16 protein-coding genes and 1 riboswitch are annotated in these 14,635 nt (G+C 55.6%); of the genes, 3 read left to right on the forward strand and 13 right to left on the reverse strand.

The features are described from left to right. Positions 1-67: 67 nt before the first annotated feature. From lfgF to lfgB, 5 genes are read right to left on the reverse strand one after another with little or no spacing between them, the layout of a single operon-like run. A complete protein-coding gene (lfgF, locus tag VF684_RS04820) occupies positions 68-802 on the reverse strand; it encodes a lateral flagellar basal-body rod protein LfgF (protein WP_100646884.1) in 735 nt (244 codons plus the stop codon). 9 nt (positions 803-811) lie between these two features. Beyond that, complete coding sequence (gene flgEL / locus VF684_RS04825) at positions 812-2,011, reverse strand: lateral flagellar hook protein FlgEL (RefSeq protein ID WP_005336214.1); 1,200 nt, start codon at positions 2,009-2,011, stop codon at positions 812-814. A gap of 18 nt (positions 2,012-2,029) precedes the next feature. Continuing rightward, positions 2,030-2,737, reverse strand: coding sequence for a flagellar hook assembly protein FlgD (locus tag VF684_RS04830; RefSeq protein WP_047438693.1), 708 nt, complete (start codon positions 2,735-2,737; stop codon positions 2,030-2,032). Between the two features lie 4 nt (positions 2,738-2,741). After that, positions 2,742-3,167: a lateral flagellar basal body rod protein FlgCL gene (flgCL, locus tag VF684_RS04835; protein ID WP_019444815.1), complete on the reverse strand. Its 426-nt coding sequence runs from the start codon at positions 3,165-3,167 to the stop codon at positions 2,742-2,744. 2 nt (positions 3,168-3,169) lie between these two features. Further along, positions 3,170-3,559 carry a lateral flagellar basal body rod protein LfgB gene (lfgB, locus tag VF684_RS04840; RefSeq protein WP_019444816.1) on the reverse strand — a complete coding sequence of 130 codons (390 nt, stop codon included), beginning with the start codon at positions 3,557-3,559 and terminating at the stop codon, positions 3,170-3,172. A 212-nt stretch (positions 3,560-3,771) separates the two neighbouring features. On the opposite strand from lfgB, the gene flgA reads away from it, so the two are divergent. The 3 genes from flgA to VF684_RS04855 all read left to right on the forward strand — a co-directional run bounded on the left by flgA (position 3,772) and on the right by VF684_RS04855 (position 5,202). Then, positions 3,772-4,410 (forward strand): flagellar basal body P-ring formation chaperone FlgA, encoded by a 639-nt coding sequence (flgA, locus tag VF684_RS04845; RefSeq protein WP_275065859.1) that lies wholly within the window; start codon positions 3,772-3,774, stop codon positions 4,408-4,410. Positions 4,411-4,486: 76 nt separating this feature from the next. Continuing rightward, the gene (gene flgM, locus VF684_RS04850; protein ID WP_043821914.1) at positions 4,487-4,762 is read left to right on the forward strand and encodes a flagellar biosynthesis anti-sigma factor FlgM; all 276 of its coding nucleotides are present in this window, start codon (positions 4,487-4,489) and stop codon (positions 4,760-4,762) included. Further along, a complete protein-coding gene (locus VF684_RS04855) occupies positions 4,759-5,202 on the forward strand; it encodes a flagellar protein FlgN (protein ID WP_111899825.1) in 444 nt (147 codons plus the stop codon). The genes flgM and VF684_RS04855 overlap by 4 nt, the downstream gene beginning before the upstream one ends. A 9-nt stretch (positions 5,203-5,211) precedes the next feature. On the opposite strand, the gene lfiJ is transcribed toward VF684_RS04855, so the two are convergent. From lfiJ to lfhA, 8 genes are all read right to left on the reverse strand, one after another. Further along, positions 5,212-5,625, reverse strand: coding sequence for a lateral flagellar protein LfiJ (gene lfiJ / locus VF684_RS04860; protein ID WP_019444820.1), 414 nt, complete (start codon positions 5,623-5,625; stop codon positions 5,212-5,214). Between the two features lie 9 nt (positions 5,626-5,634). Further along, positions 5,635-6,966: a lateral flagellar FliI-like assembly ATPase LfiI gene (gene lfiI, locus VF684_RS04865; protein ID WP_139440295.1), complete on the reverse strand. Its 1,332-nt coding sequence runs from the start codon at positions 6,964-6,966 to the stop codon at positions 5,635-5,637. Next, a complete protein-coding gene (gene lfiH, locus VF684_RS04870; RefSeq protein WP_139440296.1) occupies positions 6,959-7,651 on the reverse strand; it encodes a lateral flagellar assembly protein FliH in 693 nt (230 codons plus the stop codon). The genes lfiI and lfiH overlap by 8 nt, the downstream gene beginning before the upstream one ends. 12 nt (positions 7,652-7,663) lie before the next feature. Continuing rightward, entirely contained in the window at positions 7,664-8,692 is a 1,029-nt protein-coding gene (fliGL, locus tag VF684_RS04875; protein ID WP_069527056.1) for a lateral flagellar motor switch protein FliGL, read from the reverse strand. Then, entirely contained in the window at positions 8,679-10,427 is a 1,749-nt protein-coding gene (fliFL, locus tag VF684_RS04880) for a lateral flagellar M-ring protein FliFL (RefSeq protein WP_193556828.1), read from the reverse strand. Before fliFL ends, fliGL begins: the two co-directional genes overlap by 14 nt. Before the next feature lie 17 nt (positions 10,428-10,444). Next, a complete protein-coding gene (lfiE, locus tag VF684_RS04885; RefSeq protein ID WP_139440297.1) occupies positions 10,445-10,771 on the reverse strand; it encodes a lateral flagellar hook-basal body complex protein LfiE in 327 nt (108 codons plus the stop codon). 3 nt (positions 10,772-10,774) lie between these two features. Continuing rightward, positions 10,775-12,160 (reverse strand): lateral flagellar response regulator transcription factor LafK, encoded by a 1,386-nt coding sequence (gene lafK / locus VF684_RS04890; protein ID WP_139440298.1) that lies wholly within the window; start codon positions 12,158-12,160, stop codon positions 10,775-10,777. Positions 12,161-12,295: 135 nt separating this feature from the next. Beyond that, positions 12,296-12,383: riboswitch (cyclic di-GMP riboswitch) on the reverse strand. Between the two features lie 174 nt (positions 12,384-12,557). Beyond that, positions 12,558-14,633, reverse strand: a complete 2,076-nt coding sequence (gene lfhA / locus VF684_RS04895) for a lateral flagellar biosynthesis protein LfhA (protein WP_103251095.1) — start codon at positions 14,631-14,633, stop codon at positions 12,558-12,560. Positions 14,634-14,635 lie beyond the last annotated feature (2 nt).

Consider the following 14,635-nt stretch of genomic DNA (forward strand, 5'->3'; position numbering starts at 1 on the left):
CTTGTTCATCAAGCCCAATCCACAAAGGAGTGGCCAGATATCGGACAGCAGCCCGATATCGTCAATATCAACCCTGACCGGAAATCAATTTGGCCCCTTGACGAGCCTGATCATCCGCCGCTTTCATCAACTTGACCTGCAGTTCGAAATTGCGGGTCAATGACATACTGCTGACCAGCTCATCCACAGCATTGACGTTGGCCCCTTCCAGAAAGCCGGATGCCATCACCACCTGTTCGCTGCTTTCGGCATCCCCCCCCTGACGCATCCGGAACAGACCATCGTGGCCTTTCACCAGCTCGGCCGGATCCGGATTGACCAGCTTCAGGCGGCCAACATCGAGCCGGGCCCCCCCACCCGGAGGAGTGATGCTCAGGGTGCCATCCTTGCCGAAACTGATGTCACGATAAGCGGGCAGCACCAGCTCGCCACCCTCCCCCAGCACCGGCCGGCCATTGAGGGTCAACAGCCCGTCGGCATCGGCCTCCAGGTTACCAGCACGGGTATAGGCCTCTTTGCCATCAGGCGTCTGCACCGCCAGAAAACCCTCGCCACGAATCGCCACATCCAGCTTGCGACCCGTCTGCATCAGAGGGCCTGCTTTGAAGTTGGTGCCCGCCATCTCCTCCTTGGCCATCACCCGGCTCTGGTAACCATCGCCCGTCAGGGCATAAGCAGAAACCCGCTCAAAGTCAGCCCGAAAACCGGCGGTATTGACGTTGGCCAGGTTATTGGCCCGGATTTGCTGGGCCATCAAGGTATGTTGCGCCCCGGACATGGCGGTGTAGATAAGCTTTTCCACGGGTTACCCTTAGAAGGAGTTGAACAGAACCTGGGTCATCTTGTCAGCGGAACTGATGGTCTTGGCGTTGGCCTGATAGTTACGCTGAGAAGTCATCAGGCTTACCAGTTCACCGGTCAGATCCACGTTTGAGCTCTCATAGGCCCCGGCGGTCAGCTTGCCCATGGTGCCGGTTCCCGGCGCCCCCAGTACCGGCTGGCCGGAACTGAACGACTGTTGCCAGGTGGTGTTGTTGGTCTGCAGCAGACCATTGGGATTGGTGAAGTTCGCCATCACGACCTGGCCCTGCAACAGGCTCTGACCGTTGGTAAAGGTGGCATAGACACCGCCATCGGCATCAACCCGTACACCGGTCAGGTCACCTGCGGTATAACCGTTGGATTGGTTGCGAGTTGCGTTGAAGTCAGAGGCATACTGGCTAACCCGGCTCATATCCAGTTGCAATATAATGGGAGAGGCCCCCGTCTTCGCGGTAGGATCCAGCGTCAAGCTCGTTGTCGGGGCTTTCAGTAACTTTCCATCAGCGCTAAACTCCATTTTTACACCGCTGACGGGTGTCACATCAGCATCATTGAAGGTGTAATGCACATCCCACTTGTTCGGCTCTGTTGTTTTTACAAAATACTGGGTAACGGTATGCTCAGATCCGAGAGAGTCATACACCTTGCTGGTCTGGGAGTAGTTATAGGTTTCCGAATCTTTTGCACTAAATGGCTTGGTGATTATGCTGGCATCGGCCTTTAGGTTTGCCACAAACTCCAGCTTGTCTGATGCCTTGGCTGGCAGGCTGCCCGCCTTGACCTGAATATCCCCAACCACACCAGATTGCAGTTTGCCCGCGTCATCAGTGGTATAACCCTGCAGACGGGTACCACTCGCCGTGGTCAGGTAGTTACCGCTATCACGCTGGAACATGCCCGCTCTGGTGTAGGAAGTTTGTCCGCTGCCATCTTTCAGCACAAAAAAGCCACTGCCAGAAATGGCCAGATCCAGCCCGCGGCCGGTACGCATCACATCGCCATTGCGATCAAAGTTCTGGGAGACGTTGTTCATCTCGACACCGCCAGCCTGACCACCACCATAGATAGCAGCAAACTCGGCACGGCTGGATTTGAAGCCTGCGGTACTGGCGTTAGCCACGTTGTTACTGATAACGCTCAATTCCTGGTTTACGGCGCGCAGGCCGCTCAATCCGATACTGAAAGACACTGTGTCGCTCCTCTCTAATTACGCTGATTTGCCGAACTGGATTGCACTGAACAGCGGGACATCGCCCACACCAGCAACCTGCAGCATGATTTCTCCCGTACCGGGCAAAGCAACACGTTCCACCTTGCTCGCCACATAATTTTTGGTCGCCACCAGGGTCTTGCCCGCCGAGGCCTTGACCTCAAAGCGGTACTCTCCGGCAGGAAGGGGGGACAGTTCATAATCCAGCCCGCCCGCCTTGCTCTCACCCCAACTCTTGCTGGCCACCAGCACGCCGTGCTGGTCATACACTTTGAGATCCACTTGCTCCGCCGCACCTTGCAGCTCGATTTGACCGCGGATCTTGTGCTCTTGCTGTTGTTTAAGGGTTTTGCTCGGCACCATGACCTCTTTGTCGACCAAAGCGGTACTCTGCAACACCTGCTGGGTATCCATCTTGGTGTTGCTCTGTAACTGAAGCTTCTTCAGCCCTTCGACCCCTTCAACCATGCTGAACTGGGCCAGCTGGGCGACATACTGGGCACCATCAAGGGGGTTGGTGGGGTCCTGGTTCTGGATCTGCGCCACCATCATCTGCAGGAATTCGTTACGCAACTGCATCCCGCTATTCTGGTTGGCTTGCGTTTCCTGAGCAGCACCGGCGCCATTGCTGGCGATCTTTGGGTCAGCAACAGCCTGACCCGTACCACGCGCCGTATCCAGACTGCTTATCTGTGGCAGACTCATGGGCTTAGGCTCCCTGACCAAGACGCAGCAAACCTTGCTGCATACTGTTGATCCGGTTGATCACCTCTACCGAGGTTTCAAAACCGCGAGAGGCACTCATCATGTCGGCCATCTCTTCCACCACGTTGACGTTGGAGTAGTAGACAAAGCCATCCTGATCGGCCATCGGGTTGGTCGGCTCCAGCCGTTTCTCGACCTGACGGTCGGACTGTACGATACCCGCCACTTGCACCGACGCAGCCCCGAGGCCATCGGCATCCTGAATCTTCTGATAGAGAGTGGAAAAAACAGGCTTGATGGCACGAAACGCGGCGTCTTCACTGGCGGCCGCACTATCCACGTTGGCCAGGTTGGAGGCAACGGTATCCAGCCGCACGGTCTGGGCGCGCATGGCACTGCCGGCGATGTCATAAATCTTGTTGAACGACATGGTTAACGGCCCTCGATCGCTTTGGCGATCCCGGTAATCTTCATATTGAGGAAAGTGAGACTGGTCTGAAAATCGGTGGCGTTGTTGGCAAATTTGCCCTGCTCAACCCCCAATTCGGCGGTATTGCCATCCATGGAGACCTGATAAGGAATGCGATAGAGGGGGTGACGCATATCGTCACGCATGGCGCCCTGGCTGATGGCCTGACTCTCCTCGCCCGCAGCAACTTGCTGCGCGACACGGCCCAGAATCGTCTTATAATCGACATCCCGAGCCAGATAGCCCGGTGTATCCACGTTGGCCAGATTTCCCGCCAGAATACGCGCCCGCTCCGCCCTGACATCGAGGGCATAAGGGTGTACGCCGAGGGCGCTGTCAAATGAGATACTCATGCTTCATCCTTTATCGTTCACTCAGACCGGGGTTACCCTTATCAAGACTCATGCCAACCATGAAGATACCTAGTTTCAAGCGGTTACCATGCACCATCCGCCGCAAGCAGATGAGAAATGAGGAAGTGCGACTTCCCGTGTGGAAATGGAGCGGCATCCTCTGGCTACTGCTGAGCGCATTGGCGCACGGTGCCCCGCAGGTGCAAAGCGCCATGCTTGAACAGTTGCTTGAACAAGATGCCCGCCAGAGTCTTGATGACTACATCACCCAACAGGGATGGCCTGCAACCTCAGGGGAATTTCGAGTCTGGCTTGCCCCTTCCGCCGAGCACCTTCCTCCCTGCCCCTCACACTCACTCTCGTTACAAGCAGGTGGTCAGTATCGGCAACCTTGGGGACGACGCCCCTATCTCATCAAATGCACAGATCCCGTCTGGCAGGTGCGCGGGCGGGTAGAGGTCTCGTTGCTGTTGCCGGTCTGGGTTGCTGCACGGGATATCGCAAAAGGCCAGGCCATCAGCGCCAGCGATCTGGTGGAGAAAGAGCTGGATGTCAGCCGCATACAGCGCGGGTTTACCCCGAGCAATCACTCCCTGCTGGGCCATAAAAGCAACCGGCATCTGAGAAGCGGGCAACTCATCGGTGAGCTGGACTTACAAAAAAGTTGGGCGGTCAAACAGGGGGAAGGGGTACTGATCCGCGCAGGGAAAGGTGAGTTCTCCGCCACAACCAGAGGGGAGGCCCTCGATAATGGCGGAATAGGCGACGGGATCAGAGTGAAAAATCTTAGCTCTGGCAAAGAGATACAGGCATGGGTGACTGATATAGGGGAAGTTGAAACCCGTTTTTGAACCAAGATCGCAATTTGATTCAAGTTCGACAAGCCTTGGGTCGCTTGTCATAGACAGACCATCAGGAATTTATGTTATGAAAATTACCCGTACTGACTCGCTCTATATTCAAAACCAGCCTGGCCGCAAACCGGATGTCACGACCAAGCCGGAAACCAGGTCCGCACAGTCATCCGAAACCCGGATCAGCAGCACAGCGCAGTCAGTAGCCAACGCCCGCAGCCAGCTGGCCACCACATCTGACGTCGACATGGACAAGGTCAACGAGATCCGCAAAGCCATCAGTGAAGGCAAGCTGGAGATCGATCTGGATGCGCTGGGTCAGGCCATTCTGGATATGCATCGCCGATGAGCGTAGATACCAAGGCCACCGTCAAGGCATTGATCCTCGGGATCCAGCAGGATTACGGCCACTATACCGAACTCACCGCCCTGTTGCTGCGCCAACATGCACTGCTGGCAAGCCATGATGTCGATGGCCTGCAAGTCCATAACGAGCAGCAGACAGCGCTGATGGCCAAGGTGACACAACAGGCAAAGTTACGCTGCCAGCAGCTGCAGACATTGGGCCTCAAACCCGATGAGAAGGGGATGGCCACCCTGATAGCCAAGCTGCCACTTCCCCTGCGCACCACGGTAACCAATCAATGGCAACAGCTTGAACAGCTGCTGCACCAGTGTCTGCGCCAGAATGATCTCAATGGCCGCCTGCTGGCAGGCCAGATGGAGACGATTCATTCGCTGTTGGGACAAGATTCAGGTTATCGTGACCCGGACAGCATCACGGATTAACCCTCCGTCTTACTCTTTGCGGGTCAGGTGACGCAAACTCGCCAGCTCGTCCAGCTGTAGCTGATCCCGCCTCTCCTGCTGCTGGCGAGCAACATCATCACGTCGTGCCAGCAATAGCTCCAGCCCCTTGACCCGCCCGAACTGCCGGACAAGTTCTCCTTCGTGGCGCTCCAGATCCAGTCTGGCCAGCGCAGATTGCTGCACCTGATGGGAGAGCAAACGGCGCAACTGGCCATCCATCTGTTGCTTGTTTTGCCATAGCAAAGGGTGAAACTTGTCGGAACCGGGCCGCAGCGAGGAGATCACTTCCTGCAATTTGTGTGCTCGCTGCTCTTCCCGCAACGCCAGCTCCCGCAAACGCTGACGCTCAGCACCAAGATTTTCCAGCTCTTCCTGTTGCAACCCCAGATAAGACTTCAGCATAACGAATCCTTATCCCTGCCCCAGCACCTGCTTGAGACCAACCATCACCTGGTCAAAGGCAATCTCTTCATGCAAGCCTTGCTGCAAGAATGCCGCAATCCCCGGATAACGCTGAACAGCTTCATCCATCTGCGGATCGGCCCCGGGTTGATAACCCCCCAGTGGCAGCAGCTCACGCACCTGCTGATAGCGTCCCCACAGCTGGCGCAAGGTAACCGCCAGCTTTTGCCATTCGGCAGGCACGACTTGCGGCATGACCCGACTGACCGAGGCACCGATATCGATGGCAGGATAGTGGCCCTCTTCCGCAAGACGGCGGGTCAGCACGATATGACCATCGAGAATGGCGCGCGCCGCATCGACCACCGGATCCTGCTGGTCATCCCCTTCCGCCAGCACGGTGTAGAAAGCACTCAGACTGCCATCCGGATGCGTGCCGTTACCGGCTCGCTCCACCAGCTGGGTCAACATGCTGAATACCGAGGGCGGATAGCCCCGGGTCGCGGGGGGTTCACCGATAGCCAGCGCAATTTCCCGCTGCGCCTGGGCATAGCGGGTCAGTGAATCCATCAGCAGCAGCACATCCTGCCCCTGCTCACGGAAATACTCGGCAATCCGGTGGCATAGCTGGGCCGCTCGCAGCCGCATCAGGGGAGATTGATCTGCTGGCGCCGCGATGACCACGGCGCGAGCCAGACCTTCCGCCCCCAGACTGTGTTCGATGAATTCGCGCACTTCACGGCCCCGCTCACCAATCAGTCCCACCACCACAATCCGGGCTGCGGTATTGCGGGTCATCATGCCCAGCAACATACTCTTGCCGACCCCCGAGCCGGCGAACAGCCCCAAGCGCTGGCCCTTGCCAACAGTCAGCAGGCCATTGATGGCGCGGATACCGACATCCAGCGGTTCACGTACCGGGGTTCGCAATAGTGGATTGGGGGGAAGAGCAAACAGGGGGACACTGTCACCAACGTCGGGTAACGGCTGCCCGTCGAGGGGCTGCAGCAGTCCATCGAGTACCCGCCCCAGCAGATGACGACCAAGCCGAACAGTTTCTTCTCCATCGATCGGTTCGACCTGAGCCCCCGCGAAGAGGCCACTCATCGGCTGCAGCGGCATCAGGTAAGAGATATCCCGGTTAAAACCGACTACCTCGGCCAATAGCGGTTCACCACTTGCCGTGCTGACACGACAACGCTGCCCCATCACCAGTTGGCAACCGACTACCTCGAGAGTCAAACCGGTCACTCGCACCAACCGGCCAAAACGACGAAACGCGGGCAGTTCATCCAGATTATCCAGCGCACTGGTCAGAGCCTGCTGCAAGGCTTCATGCATCTTGCGGCACGTCCAGCGAGCTGTTGAGCTGTTCGATACAGGTTGCCAGGCGGGAGCTGGTGCTTACCTCGACGACGGCAGCGCGCGTTTCGATACGGGCATCGCCTACCCCGAGCGCTGCATCGACTTGCAAAGGCCACCCTTCGCAGTGAGTCACCCCCTGCTCGGCGAGTCGCTGTCGGTCTCCCTCGTTGAGGTAGATCACCAGCTCTTCCGACCCACTCGGCAGGGTAGCCAACGCCTGCTCGACCTGATTCATCACCTGCTGCGGATTGAGGGTGAATTCGGCCATGATGACCCGCTTGGCCACCTGCGCCACCAGCTGGGCAATCAGCTCTTTCTGCTCGGCCATCCGGGCCCGGCTCAGTGACTCCCACTGCTCTTGCAGCTTGGCAAACGGCACCATTGCCTGTTCGAAGGCTGCTCGCCCCTCCGAAAGGCCCTGAGCAAACCCGCGGGTTTGCCCTTGTTGCAAACCGGTGCTCTCGCCTTCCTGCAGGCCGCTGGTCAGCCCTTGCTGATAGCCGGCTTGATAACCTTCGTCATGACCTTGCTCCAGCCCCTGCTGATAGCCGAATTCAAACTGTTCTTGCTGGCTCCGGGCCTCTTCCCCACTCTGACCGAGCGCAGGGAAACGATACAGACGGGTCGCCCCAGGCATCAATTTGCGCACATTGTGACTCATGAATGCCTCCTTTTAACTGACGGTGGGCTCTTCGAACAGCTGGAACTCGATCTCGCCCTGCTCCACCAACTCGCGGACCAGTTGCATGACCTCTTCCCTTGCCTGCTCGACCTTGCGCAAAGAGACACTGCCCTGGTTCTGGATCTGATCGTCCAGCGCCTGAGCCATCCGCTTCGGCATGGCACCCAACACCACTTTGCGGAAGCTGGTTTCGGTGTTCTTGAGAGCCAATGCCAGCAATTCGCTGGGCAGCTCCTGTACCAAACGTTGCAAGGTGTCGTCGCTCTGACGGCGCAACGCCATGAAATCGAACATGTTCTTCTCGATCTCCAACGCCATGTCACCATCGTGTTCGCGCAACAGGGAGAGCATCTGCTCCTTGTCCCCCTGATAACGGTTGAGAATATCGGCTACCTGCCGTACCCCGTTTACCTTGGCACCGGATTGATCCGCCACGTAGGTGAGACAGCGATCCAGCGTCAGTCTGAGCTCGCCCAGCACATGTTCACTAACACTGGTGAGACTGGCGACACGCACCAACAAATCATCGTGTACCGATCCGGGCAAGGCATCGAGCACGGCGGACGCAGTCTGGGGTGGCAAGAAGGCCAGCAGCACAGCCTGCATTTGGGGATGTTCGTTGCGGAAGAAACGGGCCAGCACATCGGCAGGCACCCACTGCAGGCGCTGGATATCCTGGCTCATCACATCGCCGTACAGACTGTCGAGCAGACTACGGGAGAGTCGTTGCCCCAGAGCAAGATCGAGCGTCTGTTCCAGATACTCCCGTGAAGCACTGCCAATTCCGCTCTGCTCACGGTAGTGATTGAAGAACTGCTGCAACGTCCACTTGGCTTCCATCGAGCTGACGCCAGAGAGAGAGGCCATCTTGGAAATCAAACGCTGCACCTCGTCGCGGGAGAGCTTCTGCATCACCTTGGCAGCAGACTCGGTCCCCATGCTCAGCAACAAGATGGCGGCCTTCTCAAGGTTGTCGATATCGATATCAACGGCACTCTGATTCAAGTTAACGCTGTTCATTGCCACTCACCCATGCTCTGACAACCTCCGCCACCCGGGCGGTATCTTTTTCAACCAGCAACTGCAAATGCTTGAGCTGAACCTCCAGCTCGGATCCCGGTTCCGGCAACGACTCCATATCGAGTGACGAGAACTGGGGCTCCATCTTGTTGTCAGTACGGATCAGACTATTTGAAAGAGCAGACGTCAGCTGGGGATCATCGTCATCCCTGCGCATGGACAATCCGACTGTGGGCTCTAGCTCCTCCTCAGTCTCACCCATTTCCATATCAGGCTGTTGCTGGGTACGAACCAGATGTTTCACCAACGGACGAATACCGAAGAAGACCAGCGTCAGGCCAAGCAAACCACCGACCAGATAACGCAAGGAGTCTTGCCAGTAGGGGGTTTCCCACCAGCTGGATTCGGGCGCGGCTACTTGTACTGCACCATTGAAATCGAAGGCCTGCAGGCTGATCTGATCGCCACGCGTCTCATCGAAACCGACTGCACGCTCCACCATCTGACGGATCTGTGTCAGTTGCTCGGCACTCCAACCTCCTTTCGGAGCAATCTGCTGGTTAAGCAGAATGGAGACGTTAATTCGCTCCAGCCGCCCCTGCTGGTAACGGGTGTGCACTATGGTGCGACTGTTTTCGTACTGCTTGCTGATTTCCTGACGCTCGGTACGAGTGTCGTTCTGTTGTGTCGCGGTATTGGCATTTGCATTGCCTTTGTCAGCACCAGCCTTTTCATCTTTTGCCGCCGTTTCAGGCGGGCGGTTGGATAACGCCCCCGGGATCCCCATCGCCAGCGCATCGATAGTCTTGTCGGACTTGTTGGACTCTTGAGTCACCACACCTTGCGGATCGAGCTGCTGCTGGGTCTCTTCGACGGCATTGAAGTTCACGTCTGCCGCGATCTGCACCTTGAAATTGGTGCTGCCCAACATGGGATAGAGCATGTCATTGGCACGCTGACGGATATATTGTTCCAGCTTGCGCACATACTCCATCTGTTGGACACTTTGCTTGCCAAAACCGACCTTGTCCCCCAGCTCTGCGCTGAGCAACTGGCCAGATTGGTCCACCACGGTCACAGCACCAGGTTTCATTCCGGAAATACTACCCGCCACCAGGTTGGCTATCGCTTCGACCTGACCCGCTTCGATGGATTGGCCCGGTTGCATATCGAGCATTACTGACGCGCTGGGTTTCTCCTCATCGCGCCCAACGAATAGCGTGCGCTTCGGAATAGCCAGATGAACACGGGCACTGCGCACGGCATCGAGCGCTATGATGGTGCGGGCCAGCTCCCCTTCCAGGGCATGACGATAACGCGCCCCTTCCATAAATTCGCTGGTACCCAACCCGGTTACATTGTCCAGCCCTTCCAGACCCGACGGCATGGCTGCACGCACCCCTCGCGCAGCAAGTGCCATCCGGACATGAGCCAGCTGATTTTCAGGAACCAGTACCTGACCGGTGCTCTTTTCCAGACGGAAAGGTACCTGCTCTTTCTCCAGCATCTCCATGATGTTGGCGGTATCGTATAGCTCCTGTTTGCCATACAGAGGCACATAGTTTTTGCTGGAGGTCCACAGGATAACGACTATGGTACCGGCCACAATGGCAGCCAGCAGAGCAATAGTCAGGATCGATTTATTGTCACGGGAGAGAGTACGCCAATTGCGTAGCCCCTCTTGCAACCTGATTTTGAGCGAATCAGGGGCGGCCCCCTGAGGGGATGTTACCAGTTCAGTCATCTGTTACCTCAGAGCGGCATGCGCATAATGTCGTCAAAACCGGTCATCAGCTTGTTGCGAACCTGCATCAAAGCTGAAAAACTCAAGCCGGCTTTTTGACTCGCCACCATGGCTCCCACCAGATCATCGCTCTGTCCGGCATCGACGGATGCCATTAATTTTGACGCGACATTCTGCTGTTCATTGACGCGCCCGACCACATCCCGCATGGCATCGGTAAATGATGCTCCAGATAGATAATTGGATTCGATAGAAGGGGTCTGGCTTGCGACACGCTGCATCTCCTGCATCTGCTGCAGTAGCGTCACCTGTGATGACATCATCTGAATCTTCACTTTTTATCCCTCTGCTTGAATCTGCTGTTCAATATCAATGCCTTGCTCACGCATCGCCGCAAGCTTGTAGCGCAGTGCCCGGGTTGTCATGCCCAGTGCATCGGCTGTGCGGGTACGATGGCCACGAAAGCGGCGCAAGGTCTCTAATACAAATTGGAACTCGGCATGCCGCCTGGTTTCACTTAACCCCTCGGGAGCATGCCACGTGTCTGCTGCGACTGTTTCTTCGGGAAGAATACAATTTGGCAACATCAAATCGACGGACTGTATATGCAAACCACGCGCCATTATTAATGACCGTTGAATGACATTATCCAGCTCTCGTACATTTCCTGGCCATTCATATGACAGCAACAACTGACAGGCACGTTCACTCAGGCGATAGCCCTGTTGGGACGCATAACGCTCAATAAAGTAGTTGGCCAGCGGAATAATATCCTCAGGACGTTCACGTAATGCAGGCCAATTCATTGGCAATACATCAAGACGATAGAAAAGGTCTTCACGAAATAGCCCACATGCAACCAGTTTGCGCAGATCTTTATTGCTGGCGGCAATGATTCGAACATCAAGAGCAATCGTTTGATTGCTGCCAAGTCGCTCAACTTCTTTTTCTTGCAGCACCCGTAATAATTTAGCCTGCAGGTTCAAAGGAAGCTCTGATATTTCATCCAGCAACAGGGTCCCCCCCTGAGCCAACTCAAATTTTCCGGGCTGGGCAGAAACAGCACCGGTAAATGCACCTTTATTGTGGCCAAAAAGAATTGACTCAAGCATTGCCTCAGGAATTGCTGCACAATTAATCGCCAGAAATGGTTTTTCCGTTCTGGCAGACATTTCGTGAATATAACGGGCCAACCGTTCTTTACCGGTTCCTGACTCACCACCGATCAGAATGGTGGCAGAGGTTTTGGCTGCTCGTCGGGCCAGTTGCAAGACCTGCAGGCTCATGGGCGACACAGCGATAAGATTGGGGATCGCCTGACGAAGGCGTAGAGCACCACGGACAGCATCGAGCAATTGCTGGGGGCAGAAGGGTTTGACAATATAGTCAACAGCCCCGGCACACATAGCTTCCGCAGCAATGGTGGCCTGGTGCTCATTGACCATGATGACACAATCAAGTCCTTCGAATTCACGCAGAATACGCGGCCCAAGCTCGGTCATAGCATCCATATCGAGCAGGATCAAATTGACATTACCATCAGCAATAATGTCCTTTGATTGTTTAACAGAATTAACGCTTGATACCCTGATGCCTTCCTTGGATAGGATTTTTTCAACCTCATTTTCGGCAACTATTAGCGGCTGAATCAATAATATATGGGGCCCAGCCAAGCTATCGCCACACAACCCGATTGTTGTATTTATTGGTAATCCCGAAGACATAGACGTCCGACACCTGTGATTGTGGATAGAACAATCAATAGAGCTGAATTATCAGACACAAAGGAGAAATACAAATTCGCACTTACAAAAGTGCAATTTGTATCTAGATGGTAACGGAATTGTATCCAAACTCACCTTGGTAACCCCGCTGTCATTAGCTTTCCTGCTGTTAGACCGGAGGCTTTGCGTCCTGACTTTTCAGTTCAGTTTGCCCTTACAATGTGATAACACGCCCAGCCTGATGGGCTAAGCGTGTGGCAACACAATTAATATTGTTTTTGTTATTTAACTTTCACACATTGCTGCGTCAATTTTCGCCACATCATATAGTATTCATACGGCAATTCAAGCAGGGGCGGAAAAAACACTTCCCTTCAGGATATTTATCCAACAGTAATTAACCAAGTGTACCAATTACCTCCACCCGTAGCTCTTCAGGTATCTCATTGTAGGAAAGCACTTTGAGGCCTTTTGCAAATGACCGGGCATAACGGGCCATAAGCGGTCTCAGTTGCGGCATAACAACCAATACGGGGGCATGTCCCAACTGCTGCAACTGCTCCTTCACCAACGGCATATTTTGCTGCAATTGGGCCAGCAATTGTGGATCAACCGGAAAGCTGTCCAGCTGGATTTTGCCCTGCTGTTGTGACTGATTCATTGCAGCCAGCAAGGTCTGCTCAAGGCGCTCATCCAGCGTAAAGGTGGCCAACACATCGCGATTACCAATAGCCTGCCGCACAATCTGGCGCTTCAAGGCACAGCGCACATCGGATGCCAGCAAGACAGGGTCTTTGGTCAACTCGCTCGCATCCAGCAGCGTCGTGGCAACGGTTCGTATATCGGTAAGACTGACCTGGTCCTTTAGCAGTTGCCGAAACACTCTCAATTGCTGCATCTGGGTAAGCGCCAGATTGAGCTCTTCAGCCAACCGGGGTGACTGACTGGCGAGATATTGGCCCAGTTTGCCCACTTCATCGTGACCAAACAGTGCATCAAGTTGTTCACGCAACAGCTTGCTGGCGTGAGTGGCAATCACGGTGGCCGAATCTACCACCGAGTAACCAAGATTAAGGGCCTTGGCCTTTTGCTCCGGGGAGATCCAGACCGCACTCATGCCGTAGGCCGGGTCCTGGGTCAACTCGCCATCTAGCGCGCCATAAGTCTCACCACTGCTGATGGCCATCAAGCGCTGGCAATCCACGTTCCCCATCGCCAACGCGACACCGGACAACTTGATCCGGTACTGATCCGGCTGCAACTGCAGATTGTCGCGCACCCGGATCTCGGGGAGCAGAAAACCGTACTGCTCGGAGAGGGTTTTGCGGATCCCGCGCACTCGTGCAAGCAGTTCAGCCCCTTTATCCGTTTCAGCCAATGGCACCAGACGATAACCAAGCTCGATGGCGACCGTATCGACGGGCGGCAAATCCTGCCACTCCAGTGCCTGCTGTTCAGGCTGAATCATTTGACGAGTCAGCTCATGCGCTGCATCCAGATCCGGCACATTGACGGCTCGCTTGCTGACACTCCAACCTGTCCAGGCCAGTACAGCTGCGAAACTGAGGAATGCGAGCATCGGCATCCCGGGCACCAGACCCAGGATCAGCATGATGGTTGCAGAGGTATAGATAACGCGAGGCGATGCCAGGATCTGCTGACCAACCTGATCAGCCATCTCCCCCTCATCACTGACCCGGGTCACGATAATGGCCGCAGCAGTCGACATCAGCAGGGACGGGATCTGGGCAACCAGACCATCACCAATGGTCAGCAGCGCATAACGCTGGAAGGCTTCTGCAACGGGCAAGGCATGCTGGAAAATACCGATGGCCAACCCACCCACCAGGTTGATGATCAGCACCAACATGCCAGCTATCGCGTCACCACGAACGAACTTGGAAGCACCATCCATTGCACCATAGAAGTCCGCTTCTCGCGCGATCTCCTGACGGCGAGCCCTGGCCTGATGCTGATCCATGGTACCGGCATTCAAGTCGGCATCGATGGCCATCTGCTTGCCGGGCATAGCATCCAGAGTGAAGCGAGCGGATACTTCCGAAATCCGCTCGCCACCCTTGGTGATCACCACAAAGTTGATGATCATCAGGATCACGAAGACCACCAGACCGACGACATAGTTGCCACCGATCACGACTTCACCGAATGCCTGGATGACCTTACCGGCCGCTTCATGCCCCTCGTGACCATGCAGCAACACCACCCGGGTAGAGGCCACGTTCAGCGACAGCCGCATCAGGGTGGCAACCAGCAATACGGTTGGGAATACCGAGAAATCGAGTGGTCTGCGGGCCGAGACGGATACCAGCAACACCAGTACCGCCAACACGATGTTGAAGGTAAAGAGCGCATCCAGCAGCCAACCGGGCAGAGGCAGGATCATCATGGCCAGAATGGCCAATAACATCAGCGGAATTGCGGTATAGGATTGGGTGAATACACGCCAGTTCAAAA

The organism is Aeromonas sp. Lyrl_2 (assembly GCF_051948815.1).
Lineage (GTDB): Bacteria > Pseudomonadota > Gammaproteobacteria > Enterobacterales > Aeromonadaceae > Aeromonas > Aeromonas veronii.

What these genes read in the sequence shown, in the direction of transcription:
- flgM (WP_043821914.1), top strand. Translation starts at nt 4,487, where the DNA reads ATGAAAATTACCCGTACTGACTCGCTCTATATTCAAAACCAGCCTGGC.
- flgA (WP_275065859.1), top strand. Translation starts at nt 3,772, where the DNA reads ATGCTTGAACAGTTGCTTGAACAAGATGCCCGCCAGAGTCTTGATGAC.
- VF684_RS04830 (WP_047438693.1), bottom strand. Translation starts at nt 2,737, where the DNA reads ATGAGTCTGCCACAGATAAGCAGTCTGGATACGGCGCGTGGTACGGGT.
- lfiH (WP_139440296.1), bottom strand. Translation starts at nt 7,651, where the DNA reads ATGAGTCACAATGTGCGCAAATTGATGCCTGGGGCGACCCGTCTGTAT.
- lafK (WP_139440298.1), bottom strand. Translation starts at nt 12,160, where the DNA reads ATGTCTTCGGGATTACCAATAAATACAACAATCGGGTTGTGTGGCGAT.
- fliGL (WP_069527056.1), bottom strand. Translation starts at nt 8,692, where the DNA reads ATGAACAGCGTTAACTTGAATCAGAGTGCCGTTGATATCGATATCGAC.
- lfiI (WP_139440295.1), bottom strand. Translation starts at nt 6,966, where the DNA reads ATGCATGAAGCCTTGCAGCAGGCTCTGACCAGTGCGCTGGATAATCTG.
- lfiJ (WP_019444820.1), bottom strand. Translation starts at nt 5,625, where the DNA reads ATGCTGAAGTCTTATCTGGGGTTGCAACAGGAAGAGCTGGAAAATCTT.
- VF684_RS04855 (WP_111899825.1), top strand. Translation starts at nt 4,759, where the DNA reads ATGAGCGTAGATACCAAGGCCACCGTCAAGGCATTGATCCTCGGGATC.
- flgCL (WP_019444815.1), bottom strand. Translation starts at nt 3,167, where the DNA reads ATGTCGTTCAACAAGATTTATGACATCGCCGGCAGTGCCATGCGCGCC.
- lfgB (WP_019444816.1), bottom strand. Translation starts at nt 3,559, where the DNA reads ATGAGTATCTCATTTGACAGCGCCCTCGGCGTACACCCTTATGCCCTC.